Here is a 23,453-nt window from a genome sequence, read left to right on the forward strand (position 1 = left end):
GGTACGGCCGGAGGCGGGGAAAGGTTCGACGTCAGGATCTGGCGTGACCGTACGCGGTCGCCCGCTTACGCGCCGGACGCCCGGCCACCGTCGCGATGGCCCGCAACTGCTCCTCGGTACGCGCCGAACCGTTGCCGGAGCCGGCCATCCGGGAGATCGTCTCCTCCATCAGCGTGCCACCCAGGTCGTTGCAGCCACCCTGGAGCATCGCCACGGTGCCCTCGTCGCCCAACTTCACCCAGGAGCACTGAATGTTGTCGATGCGGCCGTGCAACAGCAGCCGGGACATGGCGTGCACCACCCGGTTCTCCCGCCAGGTCGGCCCGGGTCGGGCGATCCCGGCCAGGTAGATCGGGGCGTTGGTGTGCACGAACGGCAGCGCCACGAACTCGGTGAACCCGCCGGTGCGGTCCTGCACCCCGGCCAGCACCCGGAAGTGCGCCAGCCACTGCCCGGGATGGTCGACGTGGCCGTACATCATCGTGGAGCTGGACCGGATGCCCAGCTCGTGGGCCGTGCTGACCACATCGACCCAGGCGGCGGCCGGGAGTTTGCCCTTGGTCAACACCCACCGCACGTCGTCGTCGAGGATCTCGGCGGCGGTGCCCGGGATGGTGTCCAGCCCGGCCTCCCGCAGCTGGGTCAGCCACTCGCGAACCGGCACACCGGCCTTCGCGGCGGCGGTGACGATCTCCATGGGCGAGAACGCGTGCACGTGCATCCCGGGCACCCGGGCCTTGATCGCACGCACGATGTCGGCGTACCCGGTGACCGGCATCTTCGGGTCGATGCCACCCTGGAGGCACACCTCGCTGGCACCGGCCGCCCACGCCTGCGCGGCCCGGTCGGCGACCTGGTCGACGGAGAGCCGGTACGCGTCGGCGTCCCGTTCCCGTTGCGCGAAGGCACAGAACCGGCAACCCACGTAGCAGACGTTGCTGAAGTTGATGTTGCGGTTGACCACGTAGGTCACGTCGTCCCCGACCGCGTCCCGGCGGACGTCGTCGGCGAGGCGGCACAGCTCGTCGAGCGCCGGCCCGTCCGCGCCGAACAACGCCAACGCCGCGTCGGTGTGCCGGGGGTCGAGCAGCGCCGCCGGATCGTCGGCGGCGAGCCGCAGCCCGGCCGCCAGGTCACGGTCCGCGCCGCTCCCCGCCGACATCGGGGGTACGCCCGCGCGACGCGCCGTCGCCTCGGGGGTGACCTTGCCGGCCACCTCGGCCCAGTCCCCGTAGACGCTGTCGAAGTCACCCCGCCGGTCGTCGGTCCGCCCGGTGGTGTCGATGGTGACGTGCAGGTCGACCCGCCCGCCGAACGTCTCCTCCGGCTCCTGCCAGGGTCGACCCACCGGGCGGGCCTCCTCGACGGCGAGCCCGGTCCGCGGATCGGCCAGCGCCATAACGTGCGGCAACAGGCGCGGGTCGAGCCACGGGTCGCCCGCACGCACATACTCCGGGTAGATCGTCAACCGCTCCCGCAGGGTGAACCCCGCCAGCTCGGTGTGCTTCGCCAACTCGTCGATCTGCGGCCACGGGCGCTCCGGGTTGACGTGGTCCGGGGTGAGCGGGGAGACGCCACCCCAGTCGTCGATGCCGGCCCGCAACAGCAGGCCGTACTCGCCGGCGATGAGGTTCGGCGGGGCCTGGATGCGGGCCTTCGGGCCGAGCAGCAACCGGGCCACCGCCACCGTGGCGGCCAGGTCGTGCAGCTCCGCGTCGGGCATGCCGCGCATCGCCGTGTCCGGCTTGGCGCGGAAGTTCTGCACGATCACCTCCTGGAGGTGCCCGTACTCCCGCTGCGCGCGGCGGATCGCGAAGAGCGCGTCCACCCGCTCCGCCGGGGTCTCCCCGATGCCGATCAGGATGCCGGTGGTGAACGGCACCCCGACCCGGCCGGCGTCGTCCAGCACCCGCAACCGGACCGCCGGCTCCTTGTCCGGTGAACCGAAGTGCGGACCACCCGGCTCGGACCAGAGCCGCGTCGCCGTCGTCTCCAGCATCATGCCCATGCTCGGCGCGACCGGCTTGAGCCGCTGCAACTCCGACCAGGACAGCACCCCGGGGTTGAGGTGCGGCAGCAGGCCGGTCTCCTCCAGCACCGCGACCGCGCAGGCGCGCAGGTAGTCCAGTGTGGAGTCGTAACCGCGCTCGTCCAGCCACGTCCGGGCCGCCGGCCACCGCTCCTCCGGCCGGTCACCCAGGGTGAACAGAGCTTCCTTGCAGCCCTGCGCGGCGCCCTCCCGGGCGATCGCCAGCACCTCGTCGCGGTCCAGGAACGGCGCCGGCAGCCGGTGCGGCACCGTCGCGAACGTGCAGTAGTGGCAGCGGTCCCGGCAGAGCCGGGTCAGCGGGATGAAGACCTTTTTGGAGTACGTGACCACGCCCGGCCGCCCGGCGTCGCGCAGCCCGGCGTCCCGGATCCCCCCGGCCACCCGGAGCAGCTCGTCGAGCGCGTCACCTCGGGCGGACAGCAGCGCGGTCGCCTCGTCGACATCCAGAGCCCGCCCGGCCGCGGCCCGGCCCAGCGCCCGCCGGACGCTCGCGTCGCTCGGCCCGGAGTGGTGGCTCAGGCCGGCGCGGTGGCTCGGGCCGGAGTCGCCGCTCGGGCCGGAGTCGCCGCTCGGGCCGGAGTCGCCGCTCGGGCCGGAGTCGCCGCTCGGGCCGGAGTCGCCGCTCGGGCCGGAGTGGATGCGATCAACCATTCGCTCAGCCTATGCGCAGCGCGAGCCCGTTCGACTGACCAGTGCCCGCACCGTGAGAAACGGCCCACCTGGCCTCCCGCCCGGCCCGGTGCCGGCGGAGGCGACAGTGCCCGCTGATCTCGCCGCGCCGGGTGCTGGCGATCCGTCAACATGGTGATCAAGTGATGAAAAGTAGTTGCCAGAGCGTCTGTGGAGCTACTTTCCATCACTTGATCAAGGAGTTCGGCTCAGCGGGGCTGGTCGGGGTGCTCTCCCGGCTTGATGTGCTGGGTGCGGTCGTCGTCCAAGTCGGTGGGACGCGGGATCGCCAGCGTCGGGTCTGCGGGGGCCGGGTCGGCGGGGTGCGCGATGGCCTGCGTCCTGTCGGCGGCGGCCGAGTCGGCGGGCTGACGCGGGATGGCCTGCGTGGGATCCGCCGACGGTGGCTGCCCGAACGGCGGCGCGGCGGGAGACGGCGGCGCGGCGGGAGACGGCGGCGCGGGGTTGAGCGGCGGCGCGGACTGTGGGAACGGCGGCGCCGACTGGGGCGCAGCCTGGAACGGCGGCGCGGACTGCGGGAACGGCGGCGCGGACTGCGGGTGCGGCGGCGCGGACTGCGGGTGCGGCGGCGCGGACTGCGGGTGCGGCGGCGCCGACTGGGGCGCCTGGAACGGCGGTGACGGCTGACCGAACTGCCCCGGGTACTGCGCCGGCGGGTATCCGCCCGGCTGGCCGGCGGAGGGCCATCCACCCTGCGGCTGACCACCGGGCTGCCCCGGTGCCGGCCAACCACCCTGCTGCTGCGGCCAACCAGGATGCGGCTGACCCGGCTGCGGCTGCCCGTAGACGCCGGGCTGCGGCTTGGGACGCGGCACGTAGTAGTGGGCACGCCAAACCGTGTAGACCACCCACGCGGCGACCGCGAAGACGACCATCCAGGCGAACCGGGTGAGCACCCCGAGGAGCGCATCGAGGATCTCGGCCTGGGACAGGCGGCCGACCGTCCAGATCAGCATGGTCAACGTGCCGAAGAACGCGCTGACCGCGTACTCGACGAGAGCCACCTGCGTGATCAGCTTCGCCTTCGGCACCACCGGCGAGATGTGCGTGGCCAGCAGCACGGCCAGCAGCGGCAGACCCACCGCCTCCACCCCGATGAACGAGTAGAACGCGCTGCCCGCCCGGTCGGTGAAGGAGCTGTAGTCGTTCGGGGCGATCAGGCGGAGCAGGCCCACGAAGAGGAACACGGCGTTGGCGCCGAGCAGCGCGAGCGCAGCGAGCTCGCGTAGTGGCTTGGTCAGCTGGCGGGCCTGCGTCGCGTCGGTCGACGCGGGCTCGGCGGGGCTGGTCACGAGCTCCCCCTCGGGGCAGGAACGGACAGGGCGCACGTGAGCCTAGTCTCTAGGACCACCGGCCGACCGGAGGCGTCACGTGCGCGAGGATGGTCGACATGCGCATTGTGGTTCTGGCCGGCGGCATCGGTGGCGCCCGGTTCCTGCTCGGCGTCCGGGCGTACGCCCGGGACGTCGGCGCGGAGGTGACCGCCGTGGTCAACGTCGGCGACGACCTGTGGCTGCACGGGTTGAAGATATGCCCTGACCTGGACAGCGTCATGTACACGCTCGGCGGCGGCGCCGACCCGGAGCGGGGCTGGGGTCGGGTCGGCGAGAGCTGGACGGTCAAGGACGAGCTGGCCGCGTACGGGGCGCAGCCGACCTGGTTCGGTCTCGGCGACAAGGACATCGCCACGCACCTGGTGCGTTCGACAATGCTCAACGGCGGTTACCCGTTGAGCGCGGTCACCGAGGCGCTGTGCACCCGCTGGGAGCCGGGAGTACGCCTGTTGCCGGCCACCGACGACCGGCTCGAAACCCACCCTGTCGTCGAGGACGAGCAGGGGCAGCGGGCGATCCACTTCCAGGAGTGGTGGGTCAGGTACCGGGCTGACATCCCGACACAGCGCTTCGTGTTCGTCGGCGCGGAGACGGCGAAGCCGGCACCCGGGGTGCTGGAGGCGATCGGCTCGGCCGATTTGGTGCTCGTCGCGCCGAGCAACCCCGTGGTGAGCGTGGCGCCGGTGCTGGCCGTACCGGGGCTGCGCGAGGCGGTCGTGGACGGCCCGGCGCCGGTGGTGGGTGTCTCGCCGATCATCGGCGGCGCTCCGGTGCGCGGGATGGCCGACCGGTGCCTCGACGTGCTCGGCGTCGAGTGCAGCGCCGCCGGGGTGGGCCGCCTGTACGGGGGCCGGCCGGACGGCGGCCTGCTGGACGGGTGGCTGGTGGCCGAGGAGGATGCCGGCACGCTGGTGCCCGATGTGACGGTCCGCGCGGTGCCGTTGCGGATGACCGACGAGGCGGCGACGGCGGCGATGGTCCGCGCCGCGGTGGAGTTGACGTGAGGCTGGAAATCCTGCCGGTGCTCGGCATCGGCCACGTGACCGAGGGTGACGATCTGCCTGCGGTGATCGCGACGGCGGCACCGTGGCTGCGCGACGGTGACGTCCTGGTGGTGACCAGCAAGATCGTCTCCAAGGCGGAGGGGCGGTTGGTCGACGTCCCGGCGGACGGGCCGGAGCGGCTCGCCGCACGCGACGAGGTGCTGGCCGGTGAGACCGCACGGGTGGTCGCCAGTCGCGGGCTGACCCGGATCGTGCAGACCCACCACGGCTTCGTGATGGCCTCGGCCGGCATCGACGCGTCGAACGTGGACAAGACCCAACTGGTGCTGCTGCCGGTCGACCCGGACGCCTCGGCGCGGGCGCTGCGCGAGGCGCTGCGGGAGCGCTACGAGCTGGATGTCGCGGTGATCATCACTGACACGATGGGGCGACCCTGGCGCAACGGGCTCACCGACGTGGCGCTCGGCGTGGCCGGGATGCCGGCCATCCGGGACCATCGGGGCGAGGTCGACCCGTACGGCAACGAGCTGCAGTTGACCCAGATGGCCGTGGTGGACGAGCTGGCGGGCGCGGGTGAGCTGATCAAGGGGAAGTGCGACCAGGTTCCGGTCGCTGTAGTGCGGGGCTACCTGTCCAGCACCGACCCGGAGGACACCGCCGGTGCGCGGGCGCTGGTCCGCGACGCCGCACAGGACCTCTTCTCGCTCGGCACCGCCGAGGCCCGGGCCGCCGGTTTCGCCGAGGCCGCCACCCTGAGCGACGCGCACTCCTCGACGCCTGTGGAGCTGGGCGCGGTGCGACGGGCGATCGACGCGGTCGCCGACGTCGTCGCCCCCGGCACGGTGTTCACACTGGTCGACGAGGCGGAGGTACGCGCCGGACTGGTCGCCGAGATGCCGGGATGGCCGGAGGGCGCGACCCTGCTCCTGGGCTCGGCCCCGACGCCGCTGGAGCCGATCGGTCTGGTCCGCTTCGGCGCGGACCTGCATCGGCTGCGCGTCGCCCTGGCCGCCGAGGGTGTCGGGTCCACCCTGTTGCCGCCACCGCCGGGCAGCCCGGCGAGCGCCGCGCTCGCTCTGTGAGAGACGGCCGGGTCAGGCGTCCAGCATGGCCCGGCCGAGCGGCGTCACCATGTGCAGCACGCTGTTGCGCTCCCGGTGACTGACCAGCAGGCCGGCGTTGCGCAGGACTGTGGCGTGCTGGCTCGCCGCGGCGGGCGAGATGTTGAGCTGGCGGGCGACCTCGCCGGTGGTGCAGCCCTCGTCGCTGGCCTGCAACACCGCCGCGCGGGTGCGGCCGAGCAGCGCGGCGAGTGAGTCGCGGGTGGCATGGGACGGCACAGCCCCGTTGGCCGGTGCCAGCCCGCCCAGCCGGTCCACCGGGTAGACCAGCACCGGCGGCAGCGCCGGGTCGAGCAGCGCGACAGGGGTGCTCGCGCAGAAGAACGAGGGCACCAGCAGCAGCCCGCGACCGTCCAGGTGCATCTCCCGACTGTGCGGGTAGTCCCGGACCTCGAGCACCCTGTCCTCCCAGCGCATGGCCGGCCGGAGGCTGGTGAGCAGACCCTCGACACCGCCGTCGAGCAGCGCGCGGGCCCGGCGAGCCCGGTCCGCCGCCACCGCGGCCTGGATCCGGTTCCAGTACGGGCTGATCGCCAACGACCGGTACTGCTCCATCGACTCGGCGAGGTGGTGCAGCACCGCCACCTCGCCTCGGGCCAGCGCGGCGGCCGAGGAGGGCAGCTGGTTCTCGGCGGCCAGCACGCTCAGGTCCCGATGCAGGAGCTCGGTGGGGGTTCGGCGGAGCGCGTCCAGCCCGGCCTCGAAACCGTCGACGCTGGCGTACGGGGTGAGGAAGTCGGGGAAGTAGCCGCGTGGCGGGTTGAGCGCGAACAGCAGCCGGAGCTGCTCGGAGGCGACGTCCTGACGCAGCCCCCGGGACACGGTGCGCCGCCAGTGCGCCGTCAACGGATCACGGTTGCGGCCCTGGAGCACGTGCAGGCTGAGGACCAGCTCCCAGATCGGGTCCGCAGCCGGCGCCACCCGGGTCCGGAGGATGTCCTCCCCAGAAAAATGGATCTTCAGCATGGTGCGCTCCCGTGTCGCCGACAGGGGGGTGCCGGTTGACCGTTCGACTCTACCCGGACGGCACTAATCTCCATCTTTAAGCCTGAGCTGAAAAACCTCGACGTCCTGCGGGCCGCTTCGGCATGCTTCCAGTGCTCGAACACAGGGTGCCGGCGCGTCCTCGACGTCCCGGCGCCAGGGCACCGGGACCGGGGAGGCCCCGGTGATCGGGCGGCACCACGAGGGTCTGCGGCCCCTGCTCCGCAGAGGTGCCGCCCGGTCACCCACCGCACACATCACCCGTCCGGTCGAATTCGACGAGGCGCGGGGTCACCGAGCCGGCCCACTGAGCACACGCTCGTACAGTGTCGGGGTGCCTGACACCGCGATCCCCGGCCCGACCGATGCCACGACGTACACGGCGCTGCACGCCGACGCCACCGCGTTGCTCGGCGACTGGCAACCCACCAGCCCGGACGCGGCCCGCGCCCGGGACCGCACCCTCCGCCTGCTCGACGCCGGCCCGATCGCGATGAGCAGGCAGCACCGCCCCGGGCACATCACCGCGAGCGCGCTGATCCTCGACGCCACCGGCTCGCGCGTGCTGCTCTGCCTGCACGGCAAGTTCGGGCGGTGGGTGCAACTGGGCGGGCACTGCGAGCCGGTCGACCGGACTCTGGTGGCCGCGGCGCTCCGCGAGGCCACCGAGGAGTCCGGGATCGCCGACCTGCGCATCGACCCGGTGCCGATCGACGTGGACGTACACCCGGTGCAGTGCCAGGGTGGCTCCCTGCACCACGACGTCCGGTTCGCCGTGCTCGCCCCACCCGGGGCGGTGGAGCAGGTCAGCGACGAGGCCGAGGAGCTGGGCTGGTTCCCGCCGGACAACCTGCCCGAGCCGCTGGCCGGCGGGACCGTGCAACTGGTCGCGCCGGCCCTCGCAGCCCTCAGACGTAGCCCTCTTCGCCTCGTTCCTTGAGCTCGTCGACCAGGGCCTTGACGTCCTGCGCCCGATCGCGCGGGCAGACCAGCACCGCGTCCGGGGTGTCCACCACGATCAGGTCCTGCAACCCGAGGACGGCCACCAGCCGTCCCGACTGCGGCACGACGACCAGGTTGCTGCTGTCCCGCAGCAGCACGCCGGGCTTCGCGTCGGTGCCGAGCACCACGTTGCCCTGGTCGTCGGCCGGCAGCACGTCGCCCAGCGTGTGGAAGTCGCCGACGTCGTTCCAACCGAAGTCACCCGGCACCGTCGCCACCCGACCCGCGGTGGCCGCGCCCTCCATCACCGCGTAGTCCACCGAGATCTTCGGCAGGGTCGGCCAGATCGCGCCGAGAACCTCGTCCTGCTCCGGGGTGCCCCAGGCGGCGGCGATCGCGACGACGCCCGCGTGCAACGCCGGCTGCTGACGGGCCAGCTCGGCGAGGAAGACGTCCACCCGCCACACGAACATGCTCGCGTTCCACAGGTGCCGGCCCGAACGGACGTACGCCTCGGCGACCTCGGCGCCCGGCTTCTCCTTGAACTCGGCCACCTGTCGCCACGGCGAGCCCTCGGCCTCCTCGCCGGTCTCCAGGTAGCCGTAGCCGGTCTCCGGCCGGGTCGGGGTGATCCCGACGGTCATCAGCATGCCCTGTTCGGCTCCGCGGACCGCCTCCTGGACCGTGCGGACCCAGCTGTCCGGGTCGCGGATCAGGTGGTCGGCGGCGAAGCTGCCCATCACCGCGTTCGGGTCGCGCACCGCGATCACCGCCGCCGCCAACGCGATCGCCGCGCAGGAATCCCGAGGGGAGGGCTCCACCAGGATGTTCTCCTCGGGCAGACCGGTCAGCTGCCGGGCCACCGCCGCGACGTGCGCGGCACCGGTGACCACAAGGGTCCGGTCCGGTGTGGTCAGCGGCGCGAGCCGTTCCACGGTCGCCTGCAACAGCGAGGCGCTGGTGCCGGTCAGCGGATGGAGAAACTTGGGGTGGCCGGCGCGGGACAACGGCCACAACCTTGTGCCGCTGCCACCTGCCGGAATGACCGCATAAAGCATCCGCACATCATGCCCGACGAGTCTGCCCGGAGTGGCACGGGTCACCACCCGGGCCGGAGGGTCAGGATCGGGCCCTGCTCCAGGCGGCGATGTGCACCTCGGCGCTGGTCGCCCAGGTGAACTCCTTCGCCCGGTCGAAGCCCGCCTTCGCCAGCGACAACCGTCGTTGCTCGTCGTCGAGAAGGGCGGCCAGGTCGGTGCCGATCTGCTCCGGGTCCTCCGAGGTGTACGCGACCGCGTCGCCACCCACCTCGGGCAGCGACAGCCGGGGAGTGGTCAGCACCGGGGCGGCGCACGCCATCGCCTCCAGGATCGGCAGGCCGAACCCCTCGCCGTAGGACGGATAGGCGGCAACCAGGGCGCCACCGAGGAAGCCCGGCAGGTCGGCGTAGCGCAGGTAGCCGGGGCGCAACAGGCGCAGGTGCGACGGGACCTCGGCGACGGCCCGGTCGATGTCGTCGTCGTGCCCCTGCCCGCCGGCGATCACCAGGGCCGGCGGGTCGGACCGCTCGGCCACCGCACGCGCCCAACCACGAATCAGATTGGGTACGTTCTTGCGCGGCTCCTTGGCCCCGAGGAAGGCGACGTAGCTGCTGTTGCCGAGCCCCAGCCGAGCGCGGACGCGGGCCTTCTCCTCCTCGGTGGGAGCGTGGAAGGCAGCCTGGTCGACGCCGTGGTAGGCCACGTCGATCCGGGTCGGGTCGGCGTCGAGCAGCCGGATCAGCTCGTCCCGGGTGGCCTTGCTGGGCACGATCACCCGGTCGGCGCGGCGCAGCGAGGTCTTGATGGCGCTGCGGAAGAACGTGCGGCGGGACTTGTCGTAGTGCTCCGGCTCGGTGAAGAACGTCGCGTCGTGCACGGTGACGGTGACCGGACAGCCGGCCCGCAGCGGGCAGGTGTAGAACGGCGAGTGCAGCACCTCCGCACCGACCTGCTGGGCGAGCAGCGGCAGGCCGGTCTGCTCCCAGGCGAGCCGGGCCGGACGGTGGGCCACGGCGGCCGGGGCGGGGATGATCTCCGCACCGGGCAGCATGCGGGTGTAGCGCTCCAGGTCGGTGCGGAGGCTGACCACCGCCAGCTCCACCCCCGACCCACACACCTTGCCGAGGGCACCGAGCAGACCGTCGACGTAGCGACCGACACCACCACGGTCGGCGGGGACACTCGTGGCGTCGATGAGCACGCGGGGCGGGCGACCGGCGGTCACGGGGCGACTCCTTGCACTGGCGGGTCTGTGGGGAAAAACACTCCGGGGGCCAAGCCTACGCCCGAGCGCGGGGGTGGCGCTGACTGCGACCCGACGGTACGCCGACTTGTCATCGCCATCGAGTACGGCCGCAAGGGGCGTATCGTTCGCGCCGATGGCCGACAATATTGCCCGGGTCTTCGCCGATGCGATCGCGACCGACCCGACCAGACCGTTGCTCACCTGGTACGACGATGCCAGCGGGGACCGCACCGAACTGTCCGGCGCCACCCTGGCGAACTGGGTGGCGAAGACCGCCAATCTTCTCGTCGACGAGGTCGGCCTCGCCCCGGGCACCCCGGCCGGCGTGTTGCTGCCGCCGCACTGGCAGGCCGCGGCGGTGCTGCTGGGTTGCTGGTCGGCCAAGCTGAACGTCGTCGACACACCGGGAGACGTGGACGTGCTCTTCGCCGCCGTCGACCAGTTCGACGAGGCGCAGTCCTGGGCGGCCGACGAGCGGTACGCCCTCGGGTTGGCCCCGCTCGCCGCCCCCCTACGGCAGGTGCCACCCGGGTTCGCCGACTACGTGGTGGAGGTACGCCGGCACGGCGACCACTTCACGCCGCAGCCCGGTCCGGGCCCCGCCGACGAGCGCCTGCTGACCCGGGCCGAGGCCCGTGCCGACGAACTGGGCATCGAGCGTGGGGCGCGCGTCCTGGTCGACGCCACCCGCTACCCGGACCCGGTGGACTGGCTGCTGGCACCGCTGACCCGGGCCGCCACAGTGGTCCTCTGCGCCAACCAGGACCCAGCCCGCCTCGACACCCGGGTAGCCACAGAAAAAGTCACCCACCGCCTCCCGTGACCCCACTCGGGGCGGGGCTTGCGCCGTGATCCACTCCATATCGGCGATCTGGCGGTATCCCCTGCCACGGATACCCCGACACCGCCGATCTGGAATGGATCAATGACGGGCAGCCGTCCTAGGCGGAGGTCCTCGACTGGGCGAAGGTGGCGAACGCGGTCAGGGACTCCGGGTTGGCCAGCGCGCCCCTGGCCGCGGCCTGGTCGACCGGCGTGCCGGTGAGGATCTTCTTGACCGGCACCTCCAGCTTCTTCGCCGACAGGGTGCGGGGCACCGATCGCACCTGGTGGATCTCGTCGGGCACGTGCCGGGGGGAGAGGGCGGTACGCAGTTCGCGGCAGATCGTCGCGCGCATCGCGTCGTCAAGGGTCAGACCCTCGGCGAGCACCACGAAGAGCAGCAGCTCACCGGCGCCGCCTTCGTCGTCCTCCAGGTGCACGACCACGGAGTCGAGCACCTGGTCCAGCCCTTCGACGACCGAGTAGAACTCGGCGGTGCCCAGCCGCACCCCACCACGGTTGAGCGTGGCGTCGGAGCGTCCGGTGATCACGCAGCCGCCCCGCTCGTTGATGGTGATCCAGTCACCGTGCCGCCACACGCCGGGGTAGACGTCGAAGTACGCCTCGGCGTAGCGGACGCCGTCAGTGTCGTTCCAGAAGCCCACCGGCATGCTCGGCATCGGCTCGGTGATCACCAACTCGCCCAGTTCACCGATGACCGGGGTGCCGTCGGCGGAGCGGGCCTCCACCTTCGAGCCCAGGGCACGGCAGGCGATCTCACCGGCGTACACCGGCAGCAGCGGCACCCCACCGACGAAACCGGTGCACACGTCGGTGCCACCGGAGAGCGACTGGAGCTGAAGGTGGTCGCCGACGGTCTCGTACACCCAGTGGAAGCCCTCGGCCGGCAACGGCGCACCGGTGGAACCCACCCCGCGCAGCGCGGACAGGTCGGCGATCTCCCGGGGGACCAGCCCGGCCTTGCGGCAGGCCAGGAGGAAGGGGGCGGAGGTGCCGAAGTACGTGGTGCCGGTCTCCGCCGCCAACCGCCACAGCCCACCGAGGTCGGGGTGACCCGGGTTGCCGTCGAAGAGCACGATGGTCGCGCCCACCGCCGGGCCGGAGACCAGGAAGTTCCACATCATCCAGCCGGTGGTGGTGAACCAGAAGAAGCGGTCCGCCGGGCCCAGGTCGTGGTGCAGGGCGAGCATCTTCAGGTGTTCCAGCAGGATGCCGCCGTGGCCGTGCACGATCGGCTTGGGCAGCCCGGTGGTGCCCGAGGAGTAGAGAACGTACAGCGGGTGGTCGAACGGCACCGGCGTGAACGTCAACGGCTCGTCGGTCGGCGCGGCCAGTTCGGCCCAGCCCAGCGCGTCGTCCGGCGGGGTGGCCCGCGGGTCGAGGTAGGAGATGCCGACGGTGTGCCGCAGCGACGGCAGGGCGGCCCGGATCGCTGCCACCTCGGCGCGCCGGTCCACCGGCTTGTCACCGTAGCGGTAGCCGTCCACGGCGACCAGCACGGTCGGCTCGATCTGCTGCCAGCGGTCGGTGACGCTGCGGGTGCCGAACTCGGGCGCGCAGGACGAGAACACCGCGCCCAGGCTGGCGGTGGCCAGCAGGAGGACGTACGTCTCGGGAATGGTGGGGGCGTACGCCGCCACCCGGTCACCGACGGTGACGCCGAGCCGACGAAGCCCTGCCGACACCCGGCGTACCTGCTCACGCAGCTCCCCGGCGGTCAGCGTGACCGGCGGTCGGGTCTGCCCGTGTGCGATCACCACCGGGTCGTCGTCGACCCGCCCCGGCATCCGCAGCACGTTCTCCGCGTAGTTGAGCGTGGCCCCGGGGAACCAGCGGGCCCCGGGCATCCCCCGCTCGGCCAGGGTGGCGGTCGGCGGGGTGTGCGCGATCACCTCGAAGTGGTCCCAGATCGAGCGCCAGAACGCGTCCAGATCGGTGGTGGACCAACGCCACAGCGCGTCGTAGTCGGCGAAGTCCAGCCCCCGGTGCTCTCGCAGCCAGCGCAGGTAGCCGCCGATCCGGGACCGCTCGCGTACGTCCGCCGGCGGCGCCCACAGCATGTCACCCACTGGTCCACCCTCCCCTGGCCCGGCACGACGTTGTGTTTGGGCCGTGGCGCCATCTTGCCCTACCTCGAAGCGCCATTCTGCGCACCGGGTACGCCGACCGATGCGTGCCCGTCCCACACTCCACCCCGCCGACCCGTGTGGGTCAACCGGCGCGGTGGGCCTGGATGGCGCGGCGGCGGGCGAGGCGGTGCGCCCGGCGGATCTCCGCCTCCTTGTAGCGGCGCTCGTCCTCCGCGGTCTCCGGCAGCACCGGTCGGACCGTCCGCGGCGCCCCGCCGACGTCCACTCCGACGAAGACCAGGTACGCGGTGGCCACCCGGACCGCCTCGTCCTCGGCCGAGTCCCACCGTTCGGCGACCACCCGCACGCCGACCTCCATCGAGGTCTGCCCGGTCCAGTTCACCTGCGCGTGCGCGTGCACCAGGTCACCGACCCGGACCGCCTCGGAGAAGACGATCTCGTCGATCGCCGCGGTCACCGCCGTGCCCCCGCTGTGCCGGGCGGCTGCGGCACCCGCCACGTCATCGACGAACTTCATCAGGACCCCACCGTGCACGGTGCCGTAGAGGTTCACGTCCACCGCAGTCATGATCTTGCTCAACGTGACGCGCGAGTACGACGTCGGCTTGCCGACCGGTGCGGCGGAGAGGTGCTCAGTCATGTCGAAAACGGTACGGTGCGCGGATGCGACATCTCTGGAGCTTCCTCGCCGGGCTGGTGGTGGCGCCCATCACCTGGGTGCTGGTCACACTGGGGCAGGACGGGTCGAGCCGGACGGTCGACCGCTGGGTGGAGATCGGCACGTTCAACACCGCCAACCTGATCGAGCCGGCCGTGTACCTCGCTGTCGGTGGTGTCCTGTTGGGCCTGCTCGGCACGCTGCGTTTCTCACCGCTGGGCCCTTTGGTGGCTGGGTTGCTGCTGGTCACCCCGTACATCGGGATGTTCGTGGCGCCCTTCACGGTGCGGGACGCGATCCCGCACGAGTGGAAGGTGCTCGGTGATCCGCTGCCGCTGCGACTGCCGGTGGAGAACGGCACACTCTTCCTGGTCGGCCTGCTGCTGCTGATGGCGACCTTCAGCATGCAGCGGTGGCGGCAGTGGCCCCGCCCGGCGACCGAGCCGGCCGCGACTCCGGCCCCCGCGCCGGACGGAGGCCCCCGCAGCGACGACTTCACCCTCACCGACTGGCCGCCGGCCACCCCGACGGATCGGGACACCGCGCCCCTCACGCTGGGTTACCCGGCTGACTCGACGCCGACCGAGCCGCTGCCGCGGCGGGTCGGTGGCGAATCACCCTGGTCCGCTCCGCCGCGCAGTCAACCGCGTCCGGAGGACACCACCGAGATCCGCTGAATCGTCGGGCGGGCCGGGCGACCGGCCCGCCCGCTGTCCCTTACGGCTAGTGCACCGCGACCGCGAGCTCCGGGTCGACGGTGCCGAGGCCGGCACGGGGAACGACGACGAGCATGACCAGCAGGGCGGCGGCCATGCCGCCCGCGATGACGATCGCCATCGGCACACTTCCGGTGCCGAACAGACCGGCCAGCGGCGCGGACAACGCGCCGATGCCGAACTGCACGGCGCCGAGCAGCGCCGCGGCGGTGCCCGCCGCCTCGCTGTGCCGGCTCATGGCCAACGCCGGGGCGTTCGGTAGGGCCAGACCGGCGGCGGCCAGCACGAGCCACAGCGCGGCGAGCAGGGTGCCCAGACCACCGAAGCCGGTCGCCGCGAACAGGACCAGCAGCAACCCGGCCGCCGTGCCGGCGATCAGGGCGCTGACCAGGATCTGTTGCGGGGTGTAGCGGCGCAGCAGCCGAACGTTGAACTGGGTGGCCGCGATCAGGCCCACCGCACCGGCCCCGAAGGCCACGCCGAACTCCTGCTCGTTGAGGCCGTACTCCTGCTGGAGGACGAAGGACGACCCGGAGACGTACGCGAACAGGGCCGCCATCGCCAGCCCCGCGACCAGTACCAGGCCGACGAACGCCCGGTCGTTGAACAGCCCCCGGTAGTCGCGCACTGTGGCAGCCACCCCTCCGTGCCGCCGACGCGCCACCGGGAGGGTCTCCTGGAGCCGGAGCGCGGCAACGACGATCAGCACCGCGCCGAGCACCGCCAGCGCCGCGAAGACACCCCGCCACTCGGTCCAGCGCAGCAGGCCGCTGCCCAGCGTCGGTGCGAGGATCGGCGCGAGACCCATGACGAGCATCAACCGCGAGAAGATCCGGGCGAAGGACGCCCCGCTGAACAGGTCGCGGACGACGGCAGTGGCGACCACAGTGGCTGCCGCGACGCCGAGACCCTGGAGCACCCGCAGGGCGCCGAGCACCGCGATTGTCGGCGCGAAGACGCACAGCACGGAGGCGACGATGTGTGCGGCCAGCCCGGCCAGCAGCGGAATCCGCCGTCCGACCACATCGGAGAGCGGGCCGATCAGCAGCTGGCCCAGGGCGAGACCGACGAGCGTGCCGGTCAGCGTCAGCTGCACAGCGGTCTCGGTGGTCTGGAGACCAGCCGTGATGGCGGGCAGCGCGGGCAGGTACATGTCGATGGTCAACGGCCCGATCGCGATCAACGCGCCCAGCACGAGGACGAGTTGCACCCGCTGACGGTTGGTCATCAGATCGCCGGGCAGGACACCCTCGGTGATCGTCGGCTCTGCCGTGCGGGTGCCCGCTCCGGCCTCTTCCACGGGCTGCTTCATCATCTCGATCTCTCTGCGGAGCGGGTGTCTCGTCACACGCGGTGCGGGGCGTCCCCGCACCCGCAGGAGCAGCGGGCATGGTGGGGGAGGCGAGGGGTTCGTGGTGGGGGTGAACGCCCGGGAGGCGTACGTCGTTCCCGGTGTGTGGGGAGTCACGCCACGACGGATCGCGGTCGATGGATGCCAGGTGTGACGGCGGTCACGGCGGAACGAGAACCGAAACGGGGGTACGCGTCGTCTTGCCTTTCGTGAGACGAAGTCTGGACGGGCTCGACGAGGGCGAACTGCTCCGCCGGGTCGCTCGGGGCGACCGACGCGCGTTCGACGCGCTGTACCGGCGTACCGCCCCCTGGTTGACCGCACGCCTACGCCGGCGCTGCGCCGACGAGGACGTGGTGGCCGAGGTGTTGCAGGAGACGTACCTGGCGGTGTGGCGGTCGGCCGGCAGTCAGGCGCAGTCGTCCGCCGCGTCCGGCACCGCCGTGGGCTGGTTGTGGACGATCGCCGCCCACCGGCTGGTCGACGCGTTCCGCCGCCGGGCTCGACGCGAGCGGATCCCGGCGGTGCGGACCTTCGAGACGGTGGCCCCGGCCGCCGAGGAGGAGGCGCTGGCCGGCGGGTTGGACGCCAACCTCGAAAGGGCCCTGCACGCGCTGCCCCCGGAGCTCCGACAGGTGCTCCGCGCGATGGTCCTCGACGGGCTGACCGCCCGGGAGACGTCGCTGCTGCTCGGCATGCCGGAGGGGACCGTGAAAACCCGCGCGCGACGGGCCCGAATCGCACTCCGGGAGGCGCTGTCATGACCACTCACCCCGCACCCGCTCTCATCTCCCACTACGCCTCGGGCGGTGTGGGCGTCGACGACGCGACCATCTGGGCGGTGGAGGCGCACCTGGAGACCTGCGCCGACTGCCGGGCGCTGCTGACGACTGCTGTCGACCCCGGCACGCGTGACCTGCTGGACCGGGTCGCCGAGACCGTCGGCGCCGGGATCGCCAACGGTCCGGGGCCGGTGCGACGGCGGCGGCTACCGCGTACCGGGGTCGCCGCCCGGATCCTGCCGTGGCTCGCCACCGCCGCCGGGCTGATGCTGGCCGCGGTCCTGTTCGAGAAGACCTTCGCCAGCCTGCCGTCGCTGGTGCTGCTCGTCGCGCCGGTCGCGCCGCTGCTGCCGGTGGCCGCCGTCTGGAGTCGGCGCGTCGACCCGGCCTGGGAGGTGGCGGCCACCACACCCCGTACCGGTCTGCCGCTGCTCATGCGCCGCACGTTGGGTGTGCTGCTCGCGGTCCTGCCGGTGCTGGCGGTGGCCGGCTGGGGCACCGGGCACTCCCCCGGCCTCTGGTTGCTGCCGGCCCTGGGCTTCACCGCCGGGGCGTTGGCGCTCGGCACCGTGGTCGGGATCGACCGGGCCGCGCTCGCCCTGGCGTTCACCTGGTCCGTGACCGTGGTGGCCCCGAGCCTGGCCGGTGGGCGACTCCCGGCCGTCCTCGCGGCCAGCAGCCTGACCGGTTGGGCGCTCACCACGGTGCTGTTGCTGGCCGTGGTCCTCGTCCAGGCCCGATGGCGGTCGCAGCTCCCCACCAGCACGTTCCGATGACGAGATACGGAGACATGATGATGCGTACGGTCAGCGTGGCGGAGACCGCGCCGTCGACCTACCCGTGGGCGGTGCACGCCGAGGCGTTGCAGGTGAAGGCCGGCCGGCACTTGGCGGTCAACGGGCTGGACCTGTCGTTGGGCATCGGCGTGCACGGGCTGCTCGGCCCCAACGGCGCCGGTAAGACGACGTTGATGCGGGCCCTGGCGACGGTGGTGAAACCGTCCGCCGGCCGACTCACACTGCTCGGCGAGGACGTCACCGCCGGCGCGGACCTCCGCCGGGTACGACGTGGCCTGGGCTACCTGCCGCAGCACTTCGGCTTCTACCCGCGTTTCACCGTCCGGGAGTTCGTCGAGTACCTGGCCTGGCTCAAGGAGATGCCGAAGTCGGTCATCCCCGGCGCGGTGCAACGGGCCATCGAACGGGTGGGCCTGGCGGATCGCGCCGACTCCCGGATGAAGACGCTGTCCGGCGGGATGCTGCGCCGCGCCGGCATCGCCCAGGCGATCGTCAACGACCCGGCGGTGCTGCTGCTCGACGAGCCGACGGTCGGCCTGGACCCGGAGCAACGCCTCGACTTCCGTGAGTTGCTGCGGGAGATCGGCCTGGACAGCTGCGTCCTCGTCTCCACCCACCTGGTCGAGGACGTCGCCGTGGCGTGCACCGACGTGGTGCTGGTCAACGAGGGCCGGTTGGTGTGGCAGGGCAGCACCGGCGAGCTGGCCGAGCAGGGCGGCGCCGACGACGCCGGGGACAGCGCCACCGAACGCGGCTACTCGTCGGTGCTGCGCGCCTACCGTGGGCGGGTGTCGGCGTGACCGGACGCATTCTGCGCATCGAGCTCCGCCGGTCGGCGGCCCTCGGTGTCGCTCTCCTGTCGCTGGTCATCGGCACGGCGCTGGTGCTCACCTCCACCGAGTTCTACGCCGGGCGGTGGATGCAACTGGCGATCACCGCACGGTTGATGCTGATGGTGCTGCTGCCGCTGGCGCTGGCCGGCGGAGCGTTGCTGGGTCGCCGGGACGCCCGTTGCCGGGTCGACGAGTTGTTCGCCAGCACCGTCCGCCCACGGTGGCAGCGCGTCGGTCCGACCGCCGGCGCTCTCGCCGTCGCGGTGGTGAGCGCGTACCTCCTGATGTTCCTCCTTGCGGCCGGATGGGTGGTGCGGACGTCGGCGTACTTCCCGGCCAACGCGGTCGTCGTGATCGCCGTCGGCGTTCCGGCGTTGGTCGCCGCGGCCTGGCTGGGCATGGCCGCCGGTCGGGCCGTGCCCCGCCTGGTCACCGCCCCCGTCCTCGCCGTGCTCGGCTTCGTCCTGGTGGGCCTGGTACCGGAGTGGGTCATGATGGCCGACACCGCCTCGACCCTGACCAGGTTCCGGCCGGAACCGTCGGCGGTCCTGCTCGTCCCGATCTTCAGCGGCGGTGTGGACGACTTCCAGACGGTCACCAACCGGGTCAGCCTGCTCCAGCTGGTGTGGCTGGTGTCCCTCGCCGCAACCGGGCTGCTGCTCCTGGGCGCGGTCCGGCGTCGGGCCATCGCACTGGCCGTGCTCCCCGCGGTGCTCGGCGCCGCCGTCACCGTGCCGCTGCTGCCCGTGGGCGGCACCCGCGGCGCGGTCGCCGCCGATCCGGTCGCCGTCGAGCTGGTCTGCGACAACGACGGCCCGCAGGTCTGCGTGACCCGCGCACACGCCGGGGCCCTGCCCGACATCGTCGGCCCCGCCCGGGAGGCCCTGGCGGTGATCGCGGCGAAGCTACCCAACGCACCGGTCCGAGCGGTGGAGACCCAACAGGTCGCCTACTGGGCGCAACTCACACCCGACCTGTCACCGCCCCGGCACCCCGGCGACACGCTCGTCTTCGAGTCCCCGTCGATCACCCGCACCGGCGGCGCGGACCTGTCCGACGGTTACTTCCGGCCGTTCCTGCTCCGGGCCGCCTGGCAGCAGGAGTGTGGCGAGGGGTCGGAACGGGACGACGAGCCGCTCGCCCGGATGGTCGCCGCCGCCTGGCTGACCGACCAACCACCGGCCCTGGAGGACTGGTGGGACCGGGCGGACGCCGAACGGGCGCAACGCGCCTACCAGGCGCTGGTGAGCCTGCCGCAGGCCGAGCAGCGGCAACGGATGGCAGCGGCACGGGAGGCAGCGCTGGACTGCCGGCCCGACGCCCTGCTGGCGCTCCTGCCCGAGGACAAGCCGTGAGATGGCTCCGGCTGTACCTGCGCTCCCGTCGGGTGCCCCTCGCCCTGGGTGTCGCGACCGCGGTGATCGTGCTGGCGTGGGTGGTGTCGTCGGCCTACACGACCGCGACGACGATCAACGCCCGTACGGCGAGCCTCACCATCATGCTGGCGGTGGTCGCGCTCGGGGCCACCCTCAACGGGGCCGACGACGCGCTCGACCGCACCGCGTCGGTCAACTGGCCGCTGCGGCGGGCCGGGCACCTGCTCCTCGCCGCCGCCGTGGTCACCGCCCTGCTGTCGCTCAGCGCACTCACCGACGTGCGGTACGAGCCGCTCGCCCTCGTGCTGCGCAACACCGCCGGCCTGCTCGGGCTGACCGCGCTCGGCACCGCCCTGTTCGGCGCCGCCCTGTCCTGGATCGCCCCGCTCACCTGGACCCTCGTCGCGGTCCTGCCGTTCCTGGGGCCGAGCAGCGACGTGCGGGTCCAGGTCGCCAGTTGGCTGACCCAGCCCGTCGGCACCACGGCTGCCACCGCCTGCGCCACCGTGCTGGCCGTGACCGGTCTGCTGGCGTACGCGCTACGTGGCGGCCCGCTGCGACCCGCCACCGAGACGGCCCCGGACCGGTGACGGACCCGCCGGTGGTCCGGTACGCCGGTGTCGGCGCACCGGACCACCGGCGGCTACGCGAACTAGACGACGCCGGCCAGCAGCTGCCGGGCCATGACGATGCGCTGCACCTGGTTGGTGCCCTCGTAGATCTGGGTGATCTTGGCGTCCCGCATCATCCGCTCGACCGGGTAGTCCCGGGTGTAGCCGTAGCCACCGAGCAACTGCACCGCGTCGGTGGTGATCTCCATGGCGGCGTCCGAGGCGAAGCACTTCGCCGCCGCACCGAAGTAGGTGAGGTCCGCGTCGCCCCGCTCGGACTTGCCGGCCGCCGCGTACGTGAGCTGTCGGGCCGCCTCCAGCTTCATGCCCATGTCGGCGAGCATGAACTGGATGCCCTGGAACTCGGCGACCGCCTTGCCGAACTGCCGGCGCTCCGTCACGTACCCCTTGGCGTAGTCGAGCGCGCCCTGCGCGATCCCGACGGCCTGCGCGGCGATGGTGACGCGGGTGTGGTCCAGGGTCTTCATCGCGGTGGCGAAGCCGGTGCCCTCCGCGCCGATCATCCGGTCGGCGGGGATCCGCACGTTGTCGAGGTAGACCTCGCGGGTCGGCGAGCCCTTGATGCCGAGCTTCTTCTCCGGCGCGCCGAAGCTCACCCCGGGGTCGGACTTCTCGACCACGAAGGCCGAGATGCCCCGGGACCGCGCGGACGGGTCGGTGACGGCGAAGACGGTGTAGAACTCCGACACGCCGGCGTTGGTGATCCAGCGCTTCACACCGTTGAGCACCCAGTGATCCCCGTCACGCACCGCCCGGGTGGTCATCGACGCCGCGTCGCTGCCCGCCTCCGGCTCGGAGAGGCAGTACGAGAACATGGCCTCACCCGCCGCGACCGGCGTCAGATAGCGGCGCTTGATCTCCTCGGAACCGGACAACAGCAGCGGCATCGTGCCGAGCTTGTTCACCGCCGGGATCAGCGAGGAGGAGGCGCAGGCACGGGCGACCTCCTCGATCACGATGGCGGTGGCCAGCGCGTCCGCGCCCGCCCCGCCGTACTCCTCGGGGATGTGGGGGGCGTGGAAGTCGGCCGCTCGCAGCGCGTCGTAGGACGCCTTGGGGAACTCCCCGGTCTCGTCGGCCTCGCCGGCGTGCGGGGCCACCTTCGCCGCGCAGACCTCCCGGACCGCCTCCCGGATCGCCTGGTGCTCATCGGGCAACCGGTAGACGTCGAACGACTCCCCTGCGGCCATGTCGGCCCCTCCCCTTCACCGCTATCATGCGCAGTCTGTGACGACTCCGGACCGCTGACCGAGCAGACTGAAGACTAGCGACTGCAGTTCAGGAGATGTTACCGGCGCGTAGGCATGGGCATGAGGGTGCACCCACGCCGCTGGGCGATGATGGAGGGCAGACAGTTGGCCAACCCTCCGGTGCCACGCCCAGGCGCCGCAACAGAACGCGACGCGACGACGCGCCGCCAGTGCGAGCGGAGAAGACAGGCGTGACGATCCCCTACCCCACCATCCAGCCGACCCCCGCCATCGCCGCGGTGACACCGCCCTCGGGCGCGCCTCGGCCGCGGGTGACGTTCCTGGGGACCGGCTACCTCGGTGCGACGTACGCCATCTGCTACGCCGAACTGGGCTACGACGTGCTCGGGTTCGACGTCGACGCGGACAAGATCGCGATGCTGAACGCCGGTCAGGTGCCGATCCACGAGCCCGGCCTGGACGAGCTGCTCCGGCGCAACCTCGCCGCCGGACGCCTGCGGTTCAGCACCGACATCGCCGAGACCGCCGACTTCGGTGACGTGCACTTCATCTGCGTCGGCACCCCCCAGCGGGCCGACGGGATGGGCGCCGACCTGTCGTACGTCGAGGCGTCGGTCACCGGCCTCGCGCAGCACCTGACCCGCAAGGCCCTGATCGTCGGCAAGTCCACCGTGCCGGTCGGCACGGCCGAGTGGGTGGAGCAGCTCGTCGGCAAGCACACCCCCGACGACCTCGGTGTCGAGGTGGCGTGGAGCCCCGAGTTCCTCCAGGAGGGCTTCGCCGTCGACGACGTCCTGCGCCCCAACCGGATCGTGGTGGGCGTGAAGAGCGAGTGGGCGAACGGCATGCTCTACGCCGCGCACAAGGGCGTGTTCGACCTGGCCGCCACCGAGGACCGCGAGGTGCCCCTGGTGGTCACCGACTTCGCCACCGCCGAGCTGGTCAAGGTCGCCGCGAACGCCTTCCTGGCCACCAAGATCTCCTTCATCAACGCCATGGCCGAGGTCTGCGAGGCGTCCGGCGGCGACGTCACCCAACTGGCCCGCGCGATCGGCTACGACCCGCGCATCGGCAACCGGTTCCTCCAGGCCGGCCTCGGCTTCGGCGGTGCCTGCCTGCCGAAGGACATCCGGGCGTTCCAGGCCCGGGCCCAGGAGTTGGGCGCCGGCGAGGCGCTGCGTTTCCTGCACGAGGTCGACCTGATCAACCTGCGCCGTCGTACCCGGGTGCTGAACGTCGCAGCGGATCTGCTCGGCCGCCGCTCCGGGCCGGCCGGCCCGGACCTCTCCGGCACCCGGATCGCCGTGCTCGGCGCCACCTTCAAGCCCAACACCGACGACGTCCGCGACGCCCCGGCGCTCGCCGTCGCCGCGCTGCTGCACAAGGCCGGCGCCGACGTGCACGTGTACGACCCGCAGGGCGCCGACAACGCCCGCCGCGCGGTCCCCGAGCTGACCTACGAGAGCGGCATCAACGAGGCGGTCACCGGCGCCGACCTGGTCTGCGTCCTCACCGAGTGGGCCGACTTCCGCAACGCCGACCCGGTCGCCCTCGGCGAACTGGTCAACGGGCGCAAGGTGGTCGACGGCCGCAACTGTCTGGATTCGGCACTGTGGACCCAGGCCGGCTGGGAGTACCGGGGCATGGGTCGCCCCTGATCGAACGCCCGCCAACCGGCCGGCCACCGAGCATCTCGGGGGCCGGCCGGTGTCGTTGTTTGCCCCGGACCCGCCGACAAGAGTCGAAATCCGCG

At 72.3% G+C, this 23,453-nt stretch carries 20 protein-coding genes; 11 read left to right on the forward strand and 9 right to left on the reverse strand.

The window, feature by feature from the left end:
• Positions 1–31: 31 nt before the first annotated feature.
• Entirely contained in the window at positions 32–2,701 is a 2,670-nt protein-coding gene (locus tag GA0070612_RS01420) for a bifunctional FO biosynthesis protein CofGH (RefSeq protein ID WP_231924429.1), read from the reverse strand.
• 227 nt (positions 2,702–2,928) lie between these two features.
• Positions 2,929–4,032: a hypothetical protein gene (locus tag GA0070612_RS01425; RefSeq protein ID WP_088986259.1), complete on the reverse strand. Its 1,104-nt coding sequence runs from the start codon at positions 4,030–4,032 to the stop codon at positions 2,929–2,931.
• 98 nt (positions 4,033–4,130) lie between these two features.
• On the opposite strand from GA0070612_RS01425, the gene cofD reads away from it, so the two are divergent.
• Positions 4,131–5,078, forward strand: coding sequence for a 2-phospho-L-lactate transferase (gene cofD / locus GA0070612_RS01430; RefSeq protein WP_088991196.1), 948 nt, complete (start codon positions 4,131–4,133; stop codon positions 5,076–5,078).
• The gene (locus GA0070612_RS01435; protein ID WP_088986260.1) at positions 5,075–6,160 is read left to right on the forward strand and encodes a coenzyme F420-0:L-glutamate ligase; all 1,086 of its coding nucleotides are present in this window, start codon (positions 5,075–5,077) and stop codon (positions 6,158–6,160) included. The genes cofD and GA0070612_RS01435 overlap by 4 nt, the downstream gene beginning before the upstream one ends.
• A 12-nt stretch (positions 6,161–6,172) precedes the next feature.
• Here GA0070612_RS01435 and GA0070612_RS01440 read toward each other — a convergent pair whose 3' ends face one another.
• Complete coding sequence (locus tag GA0070612_RS01440) at positions 6,173–7,165, reverse strand: winged helix-turn-helix domain-containing protein (protein WP_088986261.1); 993 nt, start codon at positions 7,163–7,165, stop codon at positions 6,173–6,175.
• Between the two features lie 352 nt (positions 7,166–7,517).
• Here GA0070612_RS01440 and GA0070612_RS01445 point away from each other — a divergent pair, with 352 nt between their 5' ends.
• Positions 7,518–8,123, forward strand: coding sequence for an NUDIX hydrolase (locus GA0070612_RS01445; RefSeq protein ID WP_197699290.1), 606 nt, complete (start codon positions 7,518–7,520; stop codon positions 8,121–8,123).
• Here the strand turns inward: GA0070612_RS01445 and GA0070612_RS01450 are convergent.
• Both GA0070612_RS01450 and GA0070612_RS01455 read right to left on the reverse strand, forming a co-directional pair.
• Entirely contained in the window at positions 8,092–9,183 is a 1,092-nt protein-coding gene (locus tag GA0070612_RS01450; RefSeq protein ID WP_088986262.1) for a mannose-1-phosphate guanylyltransferase, read from the reverse strand. The genes GA0070612_RS01445 and GA0070612_RS01450 overlap by 32 nt on opposite strands.
• A gap of 61 nt (positions 9,184–9,244) precedes the next feature.
• Entirely contained in the window at positions 9,245–10,390 is a 1,146-nt protein-coding gene (locus GA0070612_RS01455; protein WP_088986263.1) for a glycosyltransferase family 4 protein, read from the reverse strand.
• A 154-nt stretch (positions 10,391–10,544) separates the two neighbouring features.
• Between GA0070612_RS01455 and GA0070612_RS01460 the strand changes: the two genes are divergently transcribed.
• On the forward strand, positions 10,545–11,234 hold the full coding sequence (locus tag GA0070612_RS01460; RefSeq protein ID WP_088986264.1) for a TIGR03089 family protein: 690 nt from the start codon (positions 10,545–10,547) through the stop codon (positions 11,232–11,234).
• A 118-nt stretch (positions 11,235–11,352) separates the two neighbouring features.
• On the opposite strand, the gene GA0070612_RS01465 is transcribed toward GA0070612_RS01460, so the two are convergent.
• Both GA0070612_RS01465 and GA0070612_RS01470 read right to left on the reverse strand, forming a co-directional pair.
• Complete coding sequence (locus GA0070612_RS01465; protein ID WP_088986265.1) at positions 11,353–13,323, reverse strand: acetoacetate--CoA ligase; 1,971 nt, start codon at positions 13,321–13,323, stop codon at positions 11,353–11,355.
• A gap of 142 nt (positions 13,324–13,465) precedes the next feature.
• Entirely contained in the window at positions 13,466–13,984 is a 519-nt protein-coding gene (locus GA0070612_RS01470) for an acyl-CoA thioesterase (protein ID WP_088986266.1), read from the reverse strand.
• A gap of 23 nt (positions 13,985–14,007) precedes the next feature.
• On the opposite strand from GA0070612_RS01470, the gene GA0070612_RS01475 reads away from it, so the two are divergent.
• Positions 14,008–14,679, forward strand: a complete 672-nt coding sequence (locus GA0070612_RS01475) for a hypothetical protein (protein ID WP_088986267.1) — start codon at positions 14,008–14,010, stop codon at positions 14,677–14,679.
• A 46-nt stretch (positions 14,680–14,725) separates the two neighbouring features.
• Here the strand turns inward: GA0070612_RS01475 and GA0070612_RS01480 are convergent, their stop codons facing one another.
• On the reverse strand, positions 14,726–15,946 hold the full coding sequence (locus GA0070612_RS01480; RefSeq protein WP_088991198.1) for a multidrug effflux MFS transporter: 1,221 nt from the start codon (positions 15,944–15,946) through the stop codon (positions 14,726–14,728).
• Between the two features lie 332 nt (positions 15,947–16,278).
• Between GA0070612_RS01480 and GA0070612_RS01485 the strand changes: the two genes are divergently transcribed.
• Genes GA0070612_RS01485 through GA0070612_RS01505 form a run of 5 tightly spaced genes read left to right on the forward strand, consistent with a single transcriptional unit; the run spans position 16,279 to position 20,447 of the window.
• On the forward strand, positions 16,279–16,833 hold the full coding sequence (locus tag GA0070612_RS01485) for an RNA polymerase sigma factor (RefSeq protein WP_231924430.1): 555 nt from the start codon (positions 16,279–16,281) through the stop codon (positions 16,831–16,833).
• The gene (locus GA0070612_RS01490) at positions 16,830–17,627 is read left to right on the forward strand and encodes a zf-HC2 domain-containing protein (protein WP_197699291.1); all 798 of its coding nucleotides are present in this window, start codon (positions 16,830–16,832) and stop codon (positions 17,625–17,627) included. Before GA0070612_RS01485 ends, GA0070612_RS01490 begins: the two co-directional genes overlap by 4 nt.
• 20 nt (positions 17,628–17,647) lie before the next feature.
• Complete coding sequence (locus GA0070612_RS01495; RefSeq protein WP_088991200.1) at positions 17,648–18,448, forward strand: ABC transporter ATP-binding protein; 801 nt, start codon at positions 17,648–17,650, stop codon at positions 18,446–18,448.
• The gene (locus GA0070612_RS01500; protein ID WP_088986269.1) at positions 18,445–19,836 is read left to right on the forward strand and encodes a hypothetical protein; all 1,392 of its coding nucleotides are present in this window, start codon (positions 18,445–18,447) and stop codon (positions 19,834–19,836) included. Before GA0070612_RS01495 ends, GA0070612_RS01500 begins: the two co-directional genes overlap by 4 nt.
• Positions 19,833–20,447 carry a hypothetical protein gene (locus GA0070612_RS01505; RefSeq protein ID WP_088986270.1) on the forward strand — a complete coding sequence of 205 codons (615 nt, stop codon included), beginning with the start codon at positions 19,833–19,835 and terminating at the stop codon, positions 20,445–20,447. The genes GA0070612_RS01500 and GA0070612_RS01505 overlap by 4 nt, the downstream gene beginning before the upstream one ends.
• Before the next feature lie 62 nt (positions 20,448–20,509).
• Here the strand turns inward: GA0070612_RS01505 and GA0070612_RS01510 are convergent, their stop codons facing one another.
• On the reverse strand, positions 20,510–21,679 hold the full coding sequence (locus GA0070612_RS01510; RefSeq protein ID WP_088986271.1) for an acyl-CoA dehydrogenase family protein: 1,170 nt from the start codon (positions 21,677–21,679) through the stop codon (positions 20,510–20,512).
• 251 nt (positions 21,680–21,930) lie between these two features.
• On the opposite strand from GA0070612_RS01510, the gene GA0070612_RS01515 reads away from it, so the two are divergent.
• Positions 21,931–23,358 carry a UDP-glucose dehydrogenase family protein gene (locus GA0070612_RS01515; protein ID WP_088986272.1) on the forward strand — a complete coding sequence of 476 codons (1,428 nt, stop codon included), beginning with the start codon at positions 21,931–21,933 and terminating at the stop codon, positions 23,356–23,358.
• Positions 23,359–23,453 lie beyond the last annotated feature (95 nt).

It is taken from the genome of Micromonospora chokoriensis (assembly GCF_900091505.1).
In the GTDB taxonomy this organism is placed as follows: domain Bacteria; phylum Actinomycetota; class Actinomycetes; order Mycobacteriales; family Micromonosporaceae; genus Micromonospora; species Micromonospora chokoriensis.

What these genes read in the sequence shown, in the direction of transcription:
- GA0070612_RS01420 (WP_231924429.1), bottom strand. Translation starts at nt 2,701, where the DNA reads ATGGTTGATCGCATCCACTCCGGCCCGAGCGGCGACTCCGGCCCGAGC.
- cofD (WP_088991196.1), top strand. Translation starts at nt 4,131, where the DNA reads ATGCGCATTGTGGTTCTGGCCGGCGGCATCGGTGGCGCCCGGTTCCTG.
- GA0070612_RS01440 (WP_088986261.1), bottom strand. Translation starts at nt 7,165, where the DNA reads ATGCTGAAGATCCATTTTTCTGGGGAGGACATCCTCCGGACCCGGGTG.
- GA0070612_RS01450 (WP_088986262.1), bottom strand. Translation starts at nt 9,183, where the DNA reads ATGCTTTATGCGGTCATTCCGGCAGGTGGCAGCGGCACAAGGTTGTGG.
- GA0070612_RS01460 (WP_088986264.1), top strand. Translation starts at nt 10,545, where the DNA reads ATGGCCGACAATATTGCCCGGGTCTTCGCCGATGCGATCGCGACCGAC.
- GA0070612_RS01470 (WP_088986266.1), bottom strand. Translation starts at nt 13,984, where the DNA reads ATGACTGAGCACCTCTCCGCCGCACCGGTCGGCAAGCCGACGTCGTAC.
- GA0070612_RS01475 (WP_088986267.1), top strand. Translation starts at nt 14,008, where the DNA reads ATGCGACATCTCTGGAGCTTCCTCGCCGGGCTGGTGGTGGCGCCCATC.
- GA0070612_RS01480 (WP_088991198.1), bottom strand. Translation starts at nt 15,946, where the DNA reads ATGACCAACCGTCAGCGGGTGCAACTCGTCCTCGTGCTGGGCGCGTTG.
- GA0070612_RS01490 (WP_197699291.1), top strand. Translation starts at nt 16,830, where the DNA reads ATGACCACTCACCCCGCACCCGCTCTCATCTCCCACTACGCCTCGGGC.
- GA0070612_RS01495 (WP_088991200.1), top strand. Translation starts at nt 17,648, where the DNA reads ATGCGTACGGTCAGCGTGGCGGAGACCGCGCCGTCGACCTACCCGTGG.
- GA0070612_RS01510 (WP_088986271.1), bottom strand. Translation starts at nt 21,679, where the DNA reads ATGGCCGCAGGGGAGTCGTTCGACGTCTACCGGTTGCCCGATGAGCAC.